Origin of the sequence: Pseudidiomarina woesei (genome assembly GCF_001418345.1) — a bacterium.
In the GTDB taxonomy this organism is placed as follows: Bacteria; Pseudomonadota; Gammaproteobacteria; order Enterobacterales; family Alteromonadaceae; genus Pseudidiomarina; species Pseudidiomarina woesei.
Genome location: NZ_LIPW01000002.1, coordinates 294,570 through 309,761, shown reverse-complemented (window position 1 = coordinate 309,761; position 15,192 = coordinate 294,570). Strand labels below are relative to the sequence as shown.

Annotated in this window: 20 protein-coding genes; 9 read left to right on the top strand and 11 right to left on the bottom strand. The window is 48.4% G+C overall.

Going from position 1 to position 15,192, the window contains the following annotated elements; genetic code table 11:
- The first annotated feature begins 37 nt into the window (after positions 1-37).
- The 3 genes from arsC to ASC40_RS05500 are packed head-to-tail and all read left to right on the top strand — an operon-like array spanning position 38 to position 1,380.
- Positions 38-391 (top strand): arsenate reductase (glutaredoxin), encoded by a 354-nt coding sequence (arsC, locus tag ASC40_RS05510; protein WP_055438776.1) that lies wholly within the window; start codon positions 38-40, stop codon positions 389-391.
- Positions 392-979, top strand: a complete 588-nt coding sequence (locus ASC40_RS05505) for a flavodoxin family protein (RefSeq protein WP_055438775.1) — start codon at positions 392-394, stop codon at positions 977-979.
- Complete coding sequence (locus ASC40_RS05500; RefSeq protein ID WP_055438774.1) at positions 976-1,380, top strand: DUF2069 domain-containing protein; 405 nt, start codon at positions 976-978, stop codon at positions 1,378-1,380. Before ASC40_RS05505 ends, ASC40_RS05500 begins: the two co-directional genes overlap by 4 nt.
- On the opposite strand, the gene hda is transcribed toward ASC40_RS05500, so the two are convergent.
- Positions 1,377-2,060 (bottom strand): DnaA regulatory inactivator Hda, encoded by a 684-nt coding sequence (gene hda, locus ASC40_RS05495; RefSeq protein ID WP_055438773.1) that lies wholly within the window; start codon positions 2,058-2,060, stop codon positions 1,377-1,379. The two genes, ASC40_RS05500 and hda, sit on opposite strands and share 4 nt — an antisense overlap.
- Complete coding sequence (locus tag ASC40_RS05490; protein ID WP_055438772.1) at positions 2,057-3,118, bottom strand: DUF2066 domain-containing protein; 1,062 nt, start codon at positions 3,116-3,118, stop codon at positions 2,057-2,059. The genes hda and ASC40_RS05490 overlap by 4 nt, the downstream gene beginning before the upstream one ends.
- A 142-nt stretch (positions 3,119-3,260) precedes the next feature.
- Between ASC40_RS05490 and ASC40_RS05485 the strand changes: the two genes are divergently transcribed.
- Complete coding sequence (locus ASC40_RS05485; RefSeq protein ID WP_055438771.1) at positions 3,261-4,562, top strand: MFS transporter; 1,302 nt, start codon at positions 3,261-3,263, stop codon at positions 4,560-4,562.
- On the opposite strand, the gene pgm is transcribed toward ASC40_RS05485, so the two are convergent.
- Positions 4,559-6,199 carry a phosphoglucomutase (alpha-D-glucose-1,6-bisphosphate-dependent) gene (gene pgm / locus ASC40_RS05480; protein ID WP_055438850.1) on the bottom strand — a complete coding sequence of 547 codons (1,641 nt, stop codon included), beginning with the start codon at positions 6,197-6,199 and terminating at the stop codon, positions 4,559-4,561. The genes ASC40_RS05485 and pgm overlap by 4 nt on opposite strands.
- Positions 6,199-6,756 (bottom strand): replication initiation negative regulator SeqA, encoded by a 558-nt coding sequence (seqA, locus tag ASC40_RS05475; RefSeq protein WP_055438770.1) that lies wholly within the window; start codon positions 6,754-6,756, stop codon positions 6,199-6,201. Before seqA ends, pgm begins: the two co-directional genes overlap by 1 nt.
- Before the next feature lie 76 nt (positions 6,757-6,832).
- Here seqA and ASC40_RS05470 point away from each other — a divergent pair, with 76 nt between their 5' ends.
- From ASC40_RS05470 to fur, 4 genes are all read left to right on the top strand, one after another.
- Positions 6,833-7,615 carry an alpha/beta fold hydrolase gene (locus ASC40_RS05470; protein ID WP_055438769.1) on the top strand — a complete coding sequence of 261 codons (783 nt, stop codon included), beginning with the start codon at positions 6,833-6,835 and terminating at the stop codon, positions 7,613-7,615.
- A 79-nt stretch (positions 7,616-7,694) separates the two neighbouring features.
- Complete coding sequence (locus tag ASC40_RS05465; RefSeq protein ID WP_055438768.1) at positions 7,695-7,910, top strand: DUF2788 domain-containing protein; 216 nt, start codon at positions 7,695-7,697, stop codon at positions 7,908-7,910.
- Positions 7,911-7,950: 40 nt separating this feature from the next.
- Positions 7,951-8,475, top strand: coding sequence for a flavodoxin FldA (gene fldA / locus ASC40_RS05460; RefSeq protein ID WP_055438767.1), 525 nt, complete (start codon positions 7,951-7,953; stop codon positions 8,473-8,475).
- A 25-nt stretch (positions 8,476-8,500) separates the two neighbouring features.
- Positions 8,501-8,947, top strand: coding sequence for a ferric iron uptake transcriptional regulator (gene fur / locus ASC40_RS05455; RefSeq protein ID WP_055438766.1), 447 nt, complete (start codon positions 8,501-8,503; stop codon positions 8,945-8,947).
- Between the two features lie 108 nt (positions 8,948-9,055).
- Here the strand turns inward: fur and glnS are convergent, their stop codons facing one another.
- From glnS to ASC40_RS11845, 7 genes are all read right to left on the bottom strand, one after another.
- Positions 9,056-10,732, bottom strand: a complete 1,677-nt coding sequence (gene glnS / locus ASC40_RS05450) for a glutamine--tRNA ligase (RefSeq protein WP_055438765.1) — start codon at positions 10,730-10,732, stop codon at positions 9,056-9,058.
- A gap of 83 nt (positions 10,733-10,815) precedes the next feature.
- Positions 10,816-11,772, bottom strand: coding sequence for a 5-oxoprolinase subunit C family protein (locus ASC40_RS05445; RefSeq protein WP_055438764.1), 957 nt, complete (start codon positions 11,770-11,772; stop codon positions 10,816-10,818).
- Positions 11,769-12,455, bottom strand: a complete 687-nt coding sequence (gene pxpB, locus ASC40_RS05440) for a 5-oxoprolinase subunit PxpB (protein ID WP_055438763.1) — start codon at positions 12,453-12,455, stop codon at positions 11,769-11,771. The genes ASC40_RS05445 and pxpB overlap by 4 nt, the downstream gene beginning before the upstream one ends.
- Before the next feature lie 2 nt (positions 12,456-12,457).
- Positions 12,458-13,219 (bottom strand): 5-oxoprolinase subunit PxpA, encoded by a 762-nt coding sequence (locus ASC40_RS05435; RefSeq protein ID WP_342666841.1) that lies wholly within the window; start codon positions 13,217-13,219, stop codon positions 12,458-12,460.
- Positions 13,206-13,622 (bottom strand): hypothetical protein, encoded by a 417-nt coding sequence (locus ASC40_RS05430; RefSeq protein ID WP_055438761.1) that lies wholly within the window; start codon positions 13,620-13,622, stop codon positions 13,206-13,208. Before ASC40_RS05430 ends, ASC40_RS05435 begins: the two co-directional genes overlap by 14 nt.
- A 9-nt stretch (positions 13,623-13,631) precedes the next feature.
- Complete coding sequence (locus ASC40_RS05425; protein WP_055438760.1) at positions 13,632-13,922, bottom strand: hypothetical protein; 291 nt, start codon at positions 13,920-13,922, stop codon at positions 13,632-13,634.
- Positions 13,923-13,924: 2 nt separating this feature from the next.
- A complete protein-coding gene (locus ASC40_RS11845; RefSeq protein WP_157558842.1) occupies positions 13,925-14,092 on the bottom strand; it encodes a hypothetical protein in 168 nt (55 codons plus the stop codon).
- 173 nt (positions 14,093-14,265) lie between these two features.
- On the opposite strand from ASC40_RS11845, the gene ASC40_RS05420 reads away from it, so the two are divergent.
- Entirely contained in the window at positions 14,266-15,186 is a 921-nt protein-coding gene (locus ASC40_RS05420) for a pirin family protein (protein ID WP_055438759.1), read from the top strand.
- The last annotated feature ends 6 nt before the right edge of the window (positions 15,187-15,192 follow it).

Below are 15,192 nucleotides of genomic sequence, written 5' to 3'. Positions count from 1 at the left end.
AAGCTATGACAGTTTACGAACTCGAGGATTTTAAGCTATGGCTCAGGTCACGATCTATCATAACCCACGCTGCTCAAAAAGCCGCCAAACATTGCAGTTGCTCGAACAAAACGGCATTGAGCCGCAGGTTGTTGAGTACCTTAAAACACCACCTAGTGTGCCAGAATTAAAAACCTTGGTAAAACAACTTGGGTTTATTTCTGCGCGAGAACTGATGCGCTCGAAAGAAGATGCATATAAAGCGCAAAATTTGGCAGAGGTGACTGATGAGTCGGCGTTGTTAGAAGCTATGGCAAGTGAACCTAAGCTCATTGAACGCCCTATTGTGGTTGTTGGTGATCAAGCACGTTTAGGTCGTCCACCAGAAGCTGTGCTTGAGTTACTTGACTAAATGCGCCCGCAAATTATTGTTCTGTATTACAGCCGTAACGGCGGAACTCAAAAACTCGCTGATGCCATCGCCACCGGCATTACGCAAGCGGGCGGCGATGCGTTACTACGTACCGTTGCCGCGGCGGGAGAGCCGGCGAGTGCACGCGATCTAGCGCTAGAACCTGATGAACTAGGCCCCTGTGACGGTTTGGTGATGGGGAGTCCTGTGCGCTTTGGTCATATGGCAAGCGCATTACAACAATTTTGGGAACGCACAAGTTCGGTCTGGCTCAAAGGCCAATTGCAAGGCAAGCCCGCGGCAGTATTTACCTCGGGCAGTAGTATGCACAGTGGTCAAGAGTCAACTTTATTGGCCATGGGCGTGCCTTTGCTGCACCACGGTATGATGCTCTGTGGTATTCCCTACACCGAGCCAGCAATACAGCAAACCCAGTCTGGCGGCTCTCCTTATGGTGCAAGCCATGTATCTCACCAGCAACAAAGCACACTGAGTGAGCATGAATATCAAGCCGCCGTCGCTTTGGGCAAACGCGTGACTTATGCCGCCTCGGCACTAAAACCTTTGCAACAGCAAGGAAAGATATGAATACATTAAAAGCCGCTGACCAACAAACTAGTCAACTACGTTTTTTAGCCTTGGCCAGCTATCTTGGTCTTTTGGCACTAATGCTCATTTGGCAAGTTTGGTGCCAAAGCGATAGCGAATTTAGCCTCACATTTCGTTTGGTTTTGTGGGTATTACCACTGTTGTTTCCGCTACCAGGACTATTGCGCGGCAAGCCCTATACCTATGCTTGGACCAATTTCGTTTTAATGTGGTATTACCTGCATAGCTTAACGATGCTTTATGTTGCGCCGGCAGAGCGCGGTTTCGCTATTGCTGAATTGGTGCTTACAACAGGCGCGTTTGTAGGTTGTACTTGGTATGCTCGACGTCAAGGCCGCGCCTTGGGTTTAGGCCTAAAGAAACTAAAAGACCAAGATTAAATAGCAAGTACGTCTTTCACAAAGGGAATCGTCAAGCGACGTTTTGCGGCAATAGAGGCGCGATCAAGCTTAGTCAGACAGCGCATCAAACTGCGCATATCGCGCCCTAATCGCTGGACCATAAATTGTGCGGTTTCTTCACTTAAGCTTAAGCCTAAATTTTTCGCTCGCGCCTGCAAAGCAGCTACCTTGTGGTCATCATTGAGTGGTTTAACTTGTAACGTTAAGCCCCACTGCAAACGCGAATGCACATCAGCAACAGCGACATCAAGTGCCGCCGGCGCATGCTGGGCGGTAATAACCAGCAAACCTTGGTTTAAGTCACGCACACGATTAAACAACGCAAATAACTCATAACACCATTGGCTATCACCGACTACGGCGTCAATGTCATCCAAACACAACAGTGAATATTGCTCAAGCCCTTGTAATACTTGTGGTTGAATGCTGTCTTTTAGTTCACCGAGTGGTAAATACATCACGGCTTGTTCGGTATTAGCACACATAGCATGGAGTAAATGACTTTTACCGACCCCTTGACGCCCCCACAAATAGACCAAACCGTGCTGCTGTTGCTTAAATACAGCAAGTAACTCGGTGTTAGCTCCCGCCTCAAATGTGGCAAAGGTTTCATCGTCTGGCAATTGTATTGCCAAAGGTAGCTGAGCTATTGCACTCAAGGTTGTCTCCAACGATAAACAGGCGTCGCAAAGGAATCTCGTTGCTGCTGATTTACGGGTTCAAATTGCTTGGATATATCAAGAGCGCGCATAATCTGCTGTGTTTCCGTTTGAATGTACAGCTCAAACGTCGCTTGATGTTCACCATAACTGATTAGCTGCACTCTATTTACCGAAGGTACCGAGTTAAGGCGCTGCTCAGCTTGTAACACGTCTGTTACTGAGGGCAAGTTAACAATATTTATACGCCATAGCCCGGCAGCTTCGGCATTGGCACTAATACGATAACGGTAAGATAACTGCTTCGAAATATCGGCAATAAGTTTAGCCCCTAAATCAGCACGTTCATCGGCGCTAACTTCACCACGCCAACGCATATCCGCTAATTTTAGAGTCCAATCAAGCGTCCAAGCTTGGTCTGTTACGGCCCTGTCAGACTGATAAATTCGAGCCACCACCACACCATCTGCGTCATAGCGACTGCTAGCAAAGTCAATGCGATCGTCAAATCGAGCCCATAAATCTAACACTGATAAACTCATGGAATCATTCAGATCTAACAACGGTAGCTTTACCGGTAACCCGCGAATTTGTGCTTGTTCGCGAAGTTGGCCAACTAAAGGCTCGATGTCCGCAGTACCAATAATTGAACGCTGTAAACGTTCATCTTCCAACACCAGCCAAAACAGAAGTTCGGGACGAAGGTTGCTCCAGATACCTGAGCCGGCGCTTTGAATGGTTCGATCAACCTGTGGTTGGTCAAATTGCACCCACAATATAAGCTCGTCGTCGCCTTGTTGATAGCCATACTGCTGCACAAAATTACGTACATTTTGCAATGCTAATCGCACTTCTTGGTGTTCTAACAAGCTATCGTCACCTGATACTCGCATAAATGTACGCTGCAGTGCCTCTTGTAACGCCGCATCACGATCTGCCGCAGCTTGGCTCGCCACGGGCACACGCGCTTGGTACATTTGTTTCAGCTCTACCGCGGCTTTGGCGGTAGTTGCGCAGCATAAAACAGACAGCAAAATAGCAAAAAATAGGGTTCGCATAGCTACCTCAAAACAACATCTTGTGCCCATCATAAACAGCTGCTGCCAAGGGGGCAAGTAACAAGCTGTGGATAACCTCTGGGCGTTTAAGATTTTTTCACTCCATGCTAAACTTCGCGAAGCAACACAAGGACTTCTCATCATGCTCAAGCAACAATTACGCGCTATCAGTTCACTACTGACAAGTATTACGCTTATCGGTATTTGCACGGGCATGACAAGTACCTTGTTAAGTTTGCGCGCCACCATAGAAAACTTCGGTACGCTGACTACCGGTATTATTATGTCGGCCTACTTTATTGGTTTTTTGTTCGGCACCACGCGGGCCCCGAAAGATATTCGCCGTGTTGGTTATATTCGGGCTTTTGGTGGCCTTGCTGCCCTTGCTGCTGCGTCAATTCTTATCCAGGCCATTTGGATAGACCCCACAGTGTGGTTTGTCATGCGCTTTCTTACCGGCTTTGCTATTTCGGCTATATTCGTCATTGTTGAAAGCTGGCTCAATACCATGGCCGATAACAAAAACCGCGGTACCCTACTGTCGATTTACTTAGTACTTATTTATGGCGGCTTGGTAGCCGGTCAGTTGGTTCTCGGTATTACTGATCCCGCTGGGTTTGTGGCTTTTGCTTTGGTGGCGCTGCTGATCAACTTAGCACTTATTCCTATTCTAATTAGCGTAACCGTTGAACCCACTACCCACGAACCTAAGAAAGTTCCTATTCGTAGTTTATTAAAAGTAGTTCCTCTTGGTATGGTCAACGCATTTATTATGCAGGCTTGCTACGCCATGTTTTATGGTATTGGGCCCATGTACGCCACTTATATCGGCTTATCAGTGGCCCAAGTAAGTTTGTTTATGGCCGCATTTATACTGGGCGGTATGTTAGCGCAAGCGCCTATTGGCTTACTTTCCGATCGTATCGATCGTCGTATTATTATGGCTGGATGCGCGGGTACAGCCGGCATCATGGCTTTTGTTTTATCGCAGCTGGATGCTTCTGTAGCTTGGATGATTTATTTATGTGTCGGTTTATTCGGTGCCTGTGCCCTTCCCCTGTACTCATTGGGAATGGCCCACACCAACGACTACCTTGAAAAAGACCAAATGGTTGGTGCCACCGGGGCAATTATTAAAGTGGGTGGTATTGGCTCTATTATAGGTGCGCCAGCTGTTGCTGCACTAATGCAGTTTGGCGCGGTGAATTACTTCTTTCTATTAATTATGGCGTTAACCTTCATAGTCTGCGGTTATTCGCTATTTCGCGTTACCCAACGCAAGAAAGCCGACGACCAATCAGCGAGCGCCTATGCCATGTTGGCCCCTACGCAAACCTCTGATGAGCTATTAACCACACTTGCCGACGAGCAGGCGCACATGGAAGAAGAGCTTGAACTACAGCAAGAGCTTGATGAACAAAATACCGCGGATACAAGCCGTTAGGCTTGTATCCAGCTATTCACAAGTTGCTGCGCTTGTTCAGCTAGCTGCGTTAAGTGCTCTTGGCTGACAAAGCTCTCACAATAAATTTTGTATACCGGCTCAGTACCTGATGGGCGAGCTGCAAACCAGCCATTCGCGGTGGTAACTTTCACACCACCAATCAGTGCATCATTAGCTGGCGCTTTGGTCATGACAGCCGTCACTTCATCGCCCGCCAATTCGCTCAGCTGTAGTTTATAAGCGCGAATACCAGCAAACCCAGCGTTTAATTCTGCCGACGAGGCCACATCAATACGCTGATAATAAGCGGTGCCATGCTCGGCGCATAACTCATCGTAATATTGGCTTGGGTTCTTACCCGTTTTGGCGCGAATTTCTGCAGCTAATAACGCCAAAATAATACCGTCTTTGTCGGTTGACCAAGGTTGCCCTTGGCGGTCTAAAAAGCTAGCGCCCGCACTTTCTTCGCCGCCAAACGCAGTGGTAGCTGCGTGCAGCTCTTGCGCAAACCATTTAAAACCTACCGGCATTTCACGCAAGGTACGCTGATGTTTAGCTACCACGCGGTCAATCATGGCACTAGAAACCAAGGTTTTGCCAATGGCTAATTCAGGTGCCCAGTTACGGTGTTGGCACAAATAATCAATGGCTACCGCCAGGTAATGGTTTGGATTCATTAAGCCATGGGTTGGCGTAACAATGCCGTGGCGGTCATAGTCAGGGTCATTACCGACAGCAATATCGTAGTCTTGTTTCAACTGCAACAAACTGGCCATGGCGTATGGCGATGAACAGTCCATGCGAATTTTGCCGTCTTTGTCTAAGCTCATAAAACGGAAACTGGCATCAACATCGGCATTCAGAACCGTCATATTTAAACCGTAATGCGCTGCAATTTGGGCCCAATAACTAGCACCTGCACCGCCCATGGCGTCGACACCAATGCGTAGCTTAGCGTCGGCAATGGCTTGCATATCAATGACGTCGCTTAAGCTTTCGATATAGTCTTTGCGCCAATCTACCTGCTTAAGTAGCTTGCTTGCCCGCGCTTCGGCATAAGACACTGCCTCAACGCCCAGTAGCTCAGATGACAACAGCGCATTGGCATATTTCTCAATGGTTTTTGTGGCATCGGTGTCCGCCGGACCACCGTGCGGAGGGTTGTATTTAAACCCGCCGTCACTTGGCGGATTGTGCGACGGGGTAATCACCACTCCGTCACAAAGCCCTTCACTGCGGCCCTTGTTGTAACGCAAAATAGCATGACTAATCACTGGGGTTGGCGTGTAGCCATCGTCGGTTTGAATGTGAACCTCAATACCGTTGCCAATAAATACTTCTAGCGCCGTCATGTAAGCCGACTCAGACAACGCGTGCGTGTCACGGCCCAATAACAATGGCCCCGTAATGCCCTGCTCTTCTCGGTAACGCACCAACGCTTGGCTAATAGCCAAAATATGGGCTTCGTTAAACGAATTATCTAACGCGCAACCACGGTGCCCGGAAGTGCCAAACTTGACCTGTTGCTTGGGATTCCGTGGGTCTACTTCGTTGACAAAATAAGCACTCACAAGTTGTGCAATATTGGTTAAGTCACTAGCTTGTGCCGGTTGTCCGGCGCGCGGATGCAATGCCATCATAAAAAGTCCCTAATTTTTTCTGCTTGTTCCTGAGAATAGCCAAGTTCCATAGCTACTTGTGTCAGCATCGATTTTTTACGAGTGGTATTGTTATTAGTCACCACAAAATACGGCGCGTCAGGTATTTGTTTCGGGTTGGTGCTGGTTCCGGTTGCTTCTAACTCGGCTTCGCTGGTCGCGAAGTACTGCCGGTCTCGGCCACTAATTTGCAGCACAGCGTCGAAATTTTTGGCGTGACATTTGTACAACATGCTCAAAATATACAAAAAGCGCGCAACAATGCTGCGCTGGCCAGCTAAATCAGCCCGAGTCATCACGTCAAATACGGTTCGCCCGGTAAGGTCTTGCTGCCCTGCTGTTGCGCTGTCGTCATTACTTGGGTTTGCCGAAGGTTCTGCCTCTGGCATGGCCAGTACCGGTTGCCCTGTTGCTTGCTCAGCTGCTGGTAAATTCAGCAAGCGCCGTAAAATTGCCGAGGCACTCTCACCAATATGTTGTGTGTGACTCGCAATAAAGCGATACAATTCGTCGTCAATATCAATGCGTTTGGTCATTACCCGTTCACTTCTAGTTTGACTTTTCGTTACGCGCTATTATACCCAAGCATACGCTCGGGTACAGGAATTCAACATGAGTACAGCACAGATTCTTAATTATGAAGTTATCGGCCACGGTCAGCCCGTGGTTTTGTTACATGGATTATTTGGCGATTTGGATAATCTCAAAGGCTTAGGCCGCGACTTAAGCGAGGATTATCAGGTGGTATTAGTGGATGCGCGCAATCACGGTGATTCGTTTCATAGTGACCATATGAATTACCGCGACATGGCCCAAGACCTAGCCGCAACACTTGATGACATTGGCGTTGAACAAGCTCATATTGTTGGTCATTCCATGGGCGGAAAAATAGCCATGGAGTTCGCGCTAACCTACCCTGAACGCGCTTTAAGTGTCATTGCCGCAGACATAGCACCGGTGGCTTATGACCCGAAGCATCGGCACATTCTCGATGCCCTGCAGCAGCTTGATCTAGGCCAAGTAAAGACACGTACTGACGCAGACAAGCAATTGGCCAAATTTATCGAAACCAAAGGCGTGCGTCAGTTTTTGTTGAAAAATTTACGGCGCGACGACAATGGCTACAGCTGGCGATTAAATTTAGACACTTTAAGCCAGTGTTATGGCGAAATTTCTGGCGCGGTTCGCTCTGGGCAATACGACGGGCCTATTTTGTTTATTAAAGGTGGCGACTCGAATTATTTACAAAGCGAACACGAAAGCGCTATTCGTGAACGCTTTCGTGATATTGACATGAAAATCATTGAGGGCACGGGGCATTGGCTACACGCAGAAAAGCCACGGGTTTTCAATCGGCTGGCGCGCTCATTTGTTGAGAATCATTCTCGCACCTAGGGCGCTTGCGTGCTATACTCTGCGTTCTTTTTTTGATTTCAAATAAATTCAAAATAACCAATGATCAGGTGTTACTGTTATGCTGTCAGAACATTATGAATTGATTGAAACCTTAGGTACCAATTTTGCCATTGCGTTTTTATTTGTGCTTATTGGGTTAGCTATTCAAGACGTCTTAAACAAAGGCGAAGTACCCAAGTTTGGTCGTTGGTTTGTATGGTTAGTTTTGTTTCTAGGGTGTGCCGGCTTTATTGCAAAAGGCATTATTCAAGCATTCTGGGAAGCGGGTCTTTAATTTTCAAGCGGTTTAATTTTCAAGCGGGTAGTACGATTCTATGGCAAGTGTAGGTATATTTTTCGGTAGCGACACTGGAAACACTGAAGCTGTTGCACAAATGATTCAAAAAGAGTTGGGCAAACAACTTATTGATGTCTTTGATATCGCAAAATCAAGCAAAGAAGACATCGCGTCGTATGACTTACTCATGTTTGGTATTCCAACGTGGTATTACGGCGAAGCTCAGTGCGACTGGGATGACTTTTTCCCAGAGCTTGAAGAGATTGATTTCAATAATAAGCTAATCGCAATTTTTGGTTGCGGTGACCAAGAAGATTATGCAGAGTACTTTCTAGATGCCATGGGTACCGTACGTGATATCGTTGAAGCACGCGGTGGCATTATTATTGGTCACTGGTCAACCGAAGGCTACGAATTTGAAGCATCACGCGCATTAGTTGACGACACGCATTTTGTTGGTTTAGGTATTGATGAAGATCGCCAACCCGAGCTGACGAAGGAACGCGTACAACAATGGTGTGCACAAATTCGCGACGAAATGGGCTTAGACCAATTAGGCTAACCGAAAACGCATAGCGAAGAGATTCATGAGCAGCAAAGACGAATTACAATTAAAAAAAGCAGGGTTAAAAGTCACCTCACCGCGGATCAAAATTCTAGAGATTTTGAAAAACCCGGCGAACCAGCACATTAGTGCGGAAGACGTGTACAAAATTCTGCTCGAAAAAAATGAAGAGATTGGTTTAGCGACGGTTTATCGCGTGCTCAACCAATTCGACGATGCCGGCATTGTGAGTCGTCACCATTTTGAAGGTGGCCGTTCTGTATTCGAACTGAGCGCGAAAGACCACCATGACCACTTGGTGTGTTTAACCTGCGGCCACGTATTTGAGTTTGAAGATGACGTGATTGAACGCCGTCAGCTAGACGTTGCTGAAGCGAACAATATTCGCTTGACCAATCACAGTTTGTATTTGTATGGCGAATGCAAGTCACCCGATACTTGCGAAAATAACCAGACGGATATCGACTAAGTCGTTTTCACAGCGAGTTAAAAGGCTAGTTAAACAAGCCAATTAAAAAAAGCGGCGCGATGAGTCAATCATCGCGCCGCTTTTTTATGCCTTTTAAGCTTCGGCAATTTAATTATCGTTTTCTGACCAAGTATCACGCAAGCCAACGGTTTGGTTAAACACCAGAGCACCGGGCTGACTATCTTTGCTGTCAGCACAGAAATAACCAATACGTTCAAACTGATACGCTTGTTCAGCCTGAGCGTTCGCAAGGCTTGGCTCAACAAAGCCGTGCTTAACCACTAATGATTGCGGATTCAATGTCGCAAAAAAGTCTTCTTCTGCACCAGGGTTTGGCACTTGGAATAAGCGGTCATACAAGCGAAACTCTGCAGCGATGGCATGCTCAGCCGCAACCCAATGAATCACCCCTTTCACCTTGCGACCATCGGCTGGGTCTTTGCCTAAGGTTTCGGGGTCATATGAGCAATAAATTGTAGTTATTTCGCCGGCCGCGTCTTTTTCTACGCGCTCTGCTTTAATTACATAGGCATTACGCAAGCGAACTTCTTTGCCAAGCACCAAGCGCTTGTATTTTTTGTTCGCTTCTTCACGGAAGTCTTCACGCTCAATTAAAATTTCACGTGCAAATGGCACTTGGCGCACACCCATGCTGTCGTCATTCGGATGATTAGGTGCATCAAGCTGCTCTTCGTGTGCCGCCGGGTAATTTTCAATCACCAAACGCACTGGGTCAATAACTGCCATTGCGCGCGGCGCTTTCTGGTTCAACTCGTCACGAATACAAGCCTCGAGCATGCTCATCTCAACTTGGTTGTCCATTTTGGTCACACCAATACGATGACAAAACTCACGAATAGAAGACGGCGTATAACCACGACGGCGAATACCAGCAATGGTCGGCATGCGTGGGTCGTCCCAGCCGCTGACTTTGCCTTCTTCAACCAGCATGTTTAGCTTGCGCTTACTCATAACCGTGTATTGCAGATTTAACCGCGAAAACTCAATTTGCTGCGGATGGCAGTCAATGCTGATGTTATCAAGTACCCAGTCATACAAACGGCGGTTATCTTGAAACTCAAGGGTACACAATGAGTGCGTAATACCTTCAATGGCATCCGAAATACAATGCGTAAAGTCATACATTGGGTACACGCACCACTTGTCGCCCGTTTGATGGTGATGCGCAAAGCGTACCCGATAAATAACTGGGTCTCGCATACACATAAACGGCGAGCTCATGTCTATTTTCGCGCGCAAACACACCTCACCTTCTTGATATTTACCGGCGGTCATGTCGGCAAATATTTTCAGGTTTTCTTCCACAGCGGTATCGCGGTATGGGCTATTAGTGCCCGGCTCTTTCAAGGTGCCACGCATTTCGCGCATTTGTTCTTGGCTGGAAAAGTCGCAATAAGCTAAGCCCTTCTCAATTAGTTCAACCGCATAGCCATGCAAACGGTCAAAGTAGTCTGACGAATAACGTGGCTTGCCTTCCCACGTGTACCCCAGCCATTGCACATCGGCTTGAATGGAGTTCACGTAGTCCACTTTTTCTTTCAATGGGTTGGTGTCGTCAAAACGAAGGTTACAGCTACCTTGGTAGTCTTGCGCGATACCAAAATTAAGCACGATGGATTTCGCGTGGCCAATGTGCAAAAAGCCATTCGGCTCCGGCGGGAAACGCGTGTGCACGCTTTGATGCTTACCTGAAGCAAGGTCTTGGTCAATAATTTGACGAATAAAGTTACTACGAGGCGTGTCTGCGGCCGTTTTCTCTGCCATGAATACCGTTACTCCGATGCTGTGCTTAAAAATGACCGCTATGATCGCAGTTTCTGGCAGCCTGCGCAAGGCCTACGCGTTGCTTAACCCGTACAACCAAAGAACAATTCTGCCGCCCGCAACTCATCTTGCGCATGACTTAGTTCAAGCGCTACAAAACGCACCTTGGTTCCGGCACTTGCTTGGGCTAATGCCATACGGGCTGACCAGCTAAGCACCCCAACTTTCGGATAGCCACCAAGCGACTGTGCATCGTTTAGCATGACAATAGGTTGGCCATCAGGTGGAATTTGTATGGCGCCCACCGGCAATGGCTCAGAGATAATTTGTGGGTGCGGCCAATGCATGCCTTGTTCGCCCTGTAAACGAACGCCCATGCGGTCTTGCTGCGCAGTGACTGTATAGGCTTGATTGAACAATCGTTGCTGCTCGTCTGCACTAAATTGGGCAAATTGTGCCACCGGTACCATGGGCAATTGCAACTCACTATGTGCCGAAACACGGGGTATTAGCTCATGTTTGGGTCGCCGATTAACAACAGCTGGGTACATTGAAGCGCAGCCCTTGGCTAGTTCATCCCCCGCTTGCAATGGTGTACCGTCGCCCCGCAGCCCACCTAAACCGTCGCGCACCACAGTAGCGGCAGAACCCAAGGTAGGCGGCACATCAAAGCCGCCTGCTACAGCCAAATAGCAACGTAAACCGTGTGCAGGAGCTAGAATGTCAATCACATCGCCCGGCGCTGTCGCAAAAACTTGCCAGTTCGGCTGGGGTTGATCGTTAAGGTTCACGCTAGCCGGAGCGCCGCACACCACGGCAAAACCAGGCGTGAGTACCTTGGCTTTGAATCCGCCTAGAGTCACTTCAATGGCCGACGCATTGGGGGTGTTGCCGAGTAATTTATTGGCCCACAAAAACGCGCGCTCATCTAAGGCTCCACCGCGACTTACGCCCTGAGCACTATGGCCAAAGCGCCCACGGTCTTGCACCGTAGCCAGTAGGCCTGGCTGCACTATTTTTAAATGTGCCTTGGTGCTCATGACAATGGCCTTTGCTGTTGTTCAAGCGCGGCAAAGTCGGCCGCGTTGATCACCTCAAACACCACACTGTCACCAGCCTGTATGGCCAAGCCTTGCCTCATATCCCAATTCGCAACCCGGCCAATAAGGTTCCATCCACCCGGCGAGGTGCGTGGATAAATTGCGGTTTGTTGGTTCGCTATGGCCACACTACCCGCGGGTACTTTACTGCGCGGGGTAGCTAAGCGAGGTGTTTGAATACGCTCGTCAACATCACCTAAATAAGCGAAGCCAGGGGCAAACCCCACGGTGTAAACATGGTATTCACGCTCACTGTGCAGCGCGATAATCTCGGCAGCACTTAGCCCGGTGTGCTCTATCACTCGCGGCATATCGGGCGCATAGGGTGCTTCATAACACACCTGAAAGCGATGTTGCGTGCTTGCTAAGCTGTGGTGTTGTTCTGTTGGTTGGCGCAGTAATTGCTCAAGGTAGTACGTTACGCTTGGTAGGTCGGTTTGGTGAATATCATAAACCACCATCGCGCTATGGTAGGCCGGAACAATGTCACGTAACCAACTGGGGTTAGCCTGCTTCAATTGTGCGGCAAATTGGTGTACTGCTTGGTTAATAGCAAGATCGACTCGCGCTTCAAAAACCACCATAACGGCATCGATGGCCGCTACTTCTAGCCGTGCTTGCATGGTTAGTTCTCGAGCAGTAATTGACGAATGGCAGCCACTGTTGCAATAGACTCTGGGTTATCGCCATGCACACACAAAGTATCGGCATGCAGGGTTAATAAGCTGCCATTGGCGGCTGTGATAGGTTCGCCAGCTTTGAATGCTCGCACCTGTTGCAAAATATCTTGCCGCTGCGTTAGCACGGCATCATCGTAATGTCGTGAACGTAACGAGCCATCGGCTTCATAACGCCGGTCAGCAAATGCCTCAAAGCATAGGTTGACACCAAATTCAGCCGCCACATGGCGATGGGGCTCAGAATTAGTGGTTGCCAGAGTCACCAAAAACAATGGCGCTTGCTGGCGCTGCTGGCGGCTCTCATTGATTTGGCCAACGGCCTGACACACTGTGCGAAACAGCTCTGGCGACTTTTGCATGTCGTTGTACAAAGCACCATGAGGTTTGACGTAACACAGTGTCACGTTTTGGGCATCACACAATGCCTGCATGGCGCCAATTTGGTAATGCAATATAGCCTGCAACTCTGCAGCGGTAAACGCCATGCTACGCCGCCCAAAACCTTGAATGTCGGGATACGCCGGGTGCGCGCCAATGGTCACCCCGTGTCGCTTCGCTAGCGCTATGGTTGAGGCCATAATGGCTGGCCCACCGGCGTGAAAGCCACAGGCAATATTAGCCATATCAATGTGCGGCATCACCGCTTGGTCGTCACCCATCGTCCAAGCAGCATAGCTTTCACCCATATCGCAATTAAGTTTTATCACGCCCGTTTGCCTCTTCCGCAGCTTTACGCCCGCGCGCACCTGCGAAGCGAGCGTAACTGTAGGCAAATAAATAAACGCCAAGCCCAATACTACTTATAAACAATGGCGCAATAGTTAACCCACCAATTTGGTGAGCTGCATATACCGCAGCGGCACCCGTTAAACCAAGGGTTAATAGCGATGCAGCGACCAAAGTAATAGGCTCTAACCATTTTGCTAGTGCGTTCCCAGCTAACAAGTTAACCAACGCACCCAGAATAATCCCCCATGCAATGGGTACGCCAAGTTGGTACCAACCTAATTGCCAGTCAACAATAGCGGCCCACAATTGGGTCTCAGTAGCATTGTAAAATAGCAAGCCGACTAAGCCTGCTAAAATCACCAAACGTGTGGTTAAAGACATGCGTTATCCTTACATTAACAGCCAAGAAATTAGCCCCAACAAGGCTGCTATAATGGGAACCCACAAAATGGGTGACTGGTACCAGCGCAATACCGGTTGCTGATACGATTGCTGCTGTTGCGGCGCTTGCGGTTCAGGCCGCCGTTGCGAAACTAACCAGCCAATACCTGAGCCCATCAATATGAAACCCAGAATTCGGTAGCTCGACACGGCGTCGCCAGCCGGTGCCAAGACCAATAATAAGATACCGCTAACTATAACGGCTAAAGCAGCTATTCGTGTTGCACTAGTTGTTTTCATTCTTATGCATGTGCCCTTGTTTTTTTTGCTTTACGCCAGGCGCTGTAAAACCACACCCAACCCACTAATTGCATGATTACACCAATAAAAATGGTGCCTAAATTTTGCTCCCATATACCACTTAACATGGCAGCAAACCCAATAACCGCGAGTAACAATGGAAATATCATAACGTAATCCTCGTTATCGAGTACTCAGTGTATTCACCTACCTTACTGAAAACTGCGACACGGTAAAAGTACTCGTACGACATATTCGACTATTGTCGAGGCCAATGCCATACTGGAAAACACATTTTCGCATTAAGCGTAGCAGATTTAACTGGGTGACATGGAGCAATGACATGACGCGTGCGCCACAAGATAATCAATTAGAAGTATGTGAATCAGAGCATTTACAACGCGACGATACCGTTCACACCGCCCTACAACGTCAGTTAACACCGCATTTAACCGTGCATCGAATAATTCCCCAACGGGCGATACGTATGATTGGACCATGGTGCTTTCTTGATCATTTTGGCCCAGTGGCGCCAGCCAATTACCGGCAGTTCGATGTTGCTCCGCACCCGCATATAGGTTTACAAACCATTACGTGGTTGCTGTCTGGGCAGCTATTGCATCAAGACAGCCTTGGGTATGAGCAACCATTGCGCAGTGGCCAACTTAATTTAATGACTGCCGGGCGTGGTATTAGTCACGCTGAAGTGGCTGACCATGATCCTGACCAACCGCTACACGGGCTACAATTATGGTGTGCACTACCACCAGAGCATGAGCAAACCGAGCCACGTTTTGATCACTACCAGCAAGTGCCTAAGTTTAGCTTAGGTAACTGCACCGCCACGCTGATTATGGGGTCGTACGCCACTGAGCAGCGTCGGTTAACAAGCCCAGCGCTAAGTTTCAGCCCTACCATGGCGTTGCTGCTACAAACACCGCAAGCAACCGTTGTTGATATTCAACTTGAACGCAATTTTGAGTACGGCTTATATGTTGTTAGCGGCGTAATGGCGGCATTAGACAAGCAAACAAAAAGCCATCAACTACTTAGCATTGGTGCGAATCGCCGACATATCACCCTTGAGTTGAGCGCCGATAGCATTGTGTTACTGCTTGGTGGTGAAGCTTTTGAACAACCGGTAAAAATGTGGTGGAATTTTGTCAGTGCGTCTGAACAACGCGTTAAACAAGCGCAACAAGACTGGGACAACCAACATGAACGCTTTGGCCATGTTGCCCATTATCAACCACCCTCCAACTAGTGTGAA

Excerpts from the sequence above, each read along its gene's own strand:
- arsC (WP_055438776.1), top strand. The coding sequence starts at position 38 with ATGGCTCAGGTCACGATCTATCATAACCCACGCTGCTCAAAAAGCCGC.
- ASC40_RS05505 (WP_055438775.1), top strand. The coding sequence starts at position 392 with ATGCGCCCGCAAATTATTGTTCTGTATTACAGCCGTAACGGCGGAACT.
- ASC40_RS05500 (WP_055438774.1), top strand. The coding sequence starts at position 976 with ATGAATACATTAAAAGCCGCTGACCAACAAACTAGTCAACTACGTTTT.
- ASC40_RS05490 (WP_055438772.1), bottom strand. The coding sequence starts at position 3,118 with ATGCGAACCCTATTTTTTGCTATTTTGCTGTCTGTTTTATGCTGCGCA.
- ASC40_RS05485 (WP_055438771.1), top strand. The coding sequence starts at position 3,261 with ATGCTCAAGCAACAATTACGCGCTATCAGTTCACTACTGACAAGTATT.
- pgm (WP_055438850.1), bottom strand. The coding sequence starts at position 6,199 with ATGGCATTGCATCCGCGCGCCGGACAACCGGCACAAGCTAGTGACTTA.
- seqA (WP_055438770.1), bottom strand. The coding sequence starts at position 6,756 with ATGACCAAACGCATTGATATTGACGACGAATTGTATCGCTTTATTGCG.
- ASC40_RS05470 (WP_055438769.1), top strand. The coding sequence starts at position 6,833 with ATGAGTACAGCACAGATTCTTAATTATGAAGTTATCGGCCACGGTCAG.
- ASC40_RS05465 (WP_055438768.1), top strand. The coding sequence starts at position 7,695 with ATGCTGTCAGAACATTATGAATTGATTGAAACCTTAGGTACCAATTTT.
- fldA (WP_055438767.1), top strand. The coding sequence starts at position 7,951 with ATGGCAAGTGTAGGTATATTTTTCGGTAGCGACACTGGAAACACTGAA.
- fur (WP_055438766.1), top strand. The coding sequence starts at position 8,501 with ATGAGCAGCAAAGACGAATTACAATTAAAAAAAGCAGGGTTAAAAGTC.
- glnS (WP_055438765.1), bottom strand. The coding sequence starts at position 10,732 with ATGGCAGAGAAAACGGCCGCAGACACGCCTCGTAGTAACTTTATTCGT.
- ASC40_RS05445 (WP_055438764.1), bottom strand. The coding sequence starts at position 11,772 with ATGAGCACCAAGGCACATTTAAAAATAGTGCAGCCAGGCCTACTGGCT.
- pxpB (WP_055438763.1), bottom strand. The coding sequence starts at position 12,455 with ATGCAAGCACGGCTAGAAGTAGCGGCCATCGATGCCGTTATGGTGGTT.
- ASC40_RS05430 (WP_055438761.1), bottom strand. The coding sequence starts at position 13,622 with ATGTCTTTAACCACACGTTTGGTGATTTTAGCAGGCTTAGTCGGCTTG.
- ASC40_RS05425 (WP_055438760.1), bottom strand. The coding sequence starts at position 13,922 with ATGAAAACAACTAGTGCAACACGAATAGCTGCTTTAGCCGTTATAGTT.
- ASC40_RS11845 (WP_157558842.1), bottom strand. The coding sequence starts at position 14,092 with ATGATATTTCCATTGTTACTCGCGGTTATTGGGTTTGCTGCCATGTTA.
- ASC40_RS05420 (WP_055438759.1), top strand. The coding sequence starts at position 14,266 with ATGACGCGTGCGCCACAAGATAATCAATTAGAAGTATGTGAATCAGAG.